A 1,497-nucleotide genomic window follows, 5' to 3' on the forward strand; every position below is an offset into this window, starting at 1 on the left:
TCTCAAGGTTCATATCTGTCTCCTTCCATCACCGGCCCGCTTTGCGGCACCGGATCCGATTGCGGTGACGGACCCTCCCATTCGAGCCGGGTCCAGTTGAGGCTGATATGGTGCACAAGCTCCGAACCCTCAAGACGTCTCGATATCGGCAACTTCATAATATTGCACGGCCGCCCAAACGAAAACGGCGGAGATTTCTCTCCGCCGTTCAATGCCTTGAAATGCCGTTCGATCAGTTGTCGATATCGACATTGATCGGTTGGGCGTTGCCGCTGTCGACCGGGGCCGCAGCCGCCTCGCCGGCGTTGGCCACGGAATTGGCATTGTCACTACCGCCATCAACCTGATCGGCGTTGACGCGCGGGCGGCGCGGCCGCCTCGGACGACGGGCAGCACCGCTTTCGGCGGCCGCCTCGTTGAGTTCGGCCTGGGCCGCAAGGCCTGCCGGCGAAAGATTCTCGAACGACGGAGCCGGTTCGGCCGCAGCAACGGATTCGGTCGGCGCGGCGGCTTCGGCCTCGCTTGGAGCCTCGTTGCGCTGGGGCTGGCCAGCTTGCTCGGCGGACGATGCATAGTCGCGCTGGCCGTTCTGGCCGTAACCGCCATTGGGGCGACGATCGCGATGGCGCCCGCCATTGTTGTCGCGGCCACCATTGTTGCGCCCGCCATTATTATCACGGGCCTCGCGGCCACCTTCCCGGTTGAGCGCAACCTCGGCCGGCGTCCCTTCGATGACCGGCTGCGGGCCGGCGCCATGGTTGATCACCGGGATCTGGGCATCGGAAACAGTGTTGCTGTTGTTGCCGCCATTGTCGAAATCGTCGCGGTCCTCGTCGCCGTCATCGTCGAAATCATCACGATTCTGCTGCGCGTTCTGGATCGGCATCTGCGCCTGTGCGGCCGCGATGATGCGATTGTAATGCTCGGCGTGCTGGAGATAGTTCTCCGCCATGACCCGGTCGCCGGAGCTGTGAGAATCGCGGGCAAGGGTGGCGTACTTTTCGGCGATCTGCTGAGCCGAACCGCGGATCTTCACATCCGGGCCATTGCTCTCGTAGTTGCGCGTCAGGGGATTAGGCCCCTTGCGGTTGTTGTTGTTATTGTTGTTGTTATTGTTACCACCGCCGCCGCCATTATTATTGCGACCGCGCATGCGCCTGTTCTGCTGTTGTGGCCTCATCAAACTCTCTTCATTTTGAAATTTTCGAAAAACTCTTCACGAACGGAGGCGCTCATGCAGCCAGCCGTTTCGTCTCTTCACCGGCGTTCGCCCGCATCGATTGCGTTGGCGCCACGTGCCATCCTGTTCCGGTTACATCACTTGCCGGACGATTCCCGCACGAAGCTTGGGCATCGTTTGCGCAAGAAGGCAGCTATTTCCAAGGAAAACCGAATCACTAAGAGCACTGCCTGCTTCGTCTCATCCGGTTAAGGCGACCCTAGCCGCATTCCCCGGCATTGCCAAGCGCATTTTTGCACTGCGTCAAGGCTTTAGCC

At 60.6% G+C, this 1,497-nt stretch carries 1 protein-coding gene; it reads right to left on the bottom strand.

Going from position 1 to position 1,497, the window contains the following annotated elements; all coding sequences use genetic code 11:
• Positions 1–232: 232 nt before the first annotated feature.
• Positions 233–1,180 carry a DUF4167 domain-containing protein gene (locus EN906_RS33930; RefSeq protein ID WP_127266725.1) on the bottom strand — a complete coding sequence of 316 codons (948 nt, stop codon included), beginning with the start codon at positions 1,178–1,180 and terminating at the stop codon, positions 233–235.
• Between the last annotated feature and the right edge of the window lie 317 nt (positions 1,181–1,497).

This window comes from Mesorhizobium sp. M7A.F.Ca.CA.004.06.1.1, from assembly GCF_003999135.1.
Classification (GTDB): domain Bacteria; phylum Pseudomonadota; class Alphaproteobacteria; order Rhizobiales; family Rhizobiaceae; genus Mesorhizobium.

What these genes read in the sequence shown, in the direction of transcription:
- EN906_RS33930 (WP_127266725.1), bottom strand. Translation starts at nt 1,180, where the DNA reads ATGAGGCCACAACAGCAGAACAGGCGCATGCGCGGTCGCAATAATAAT.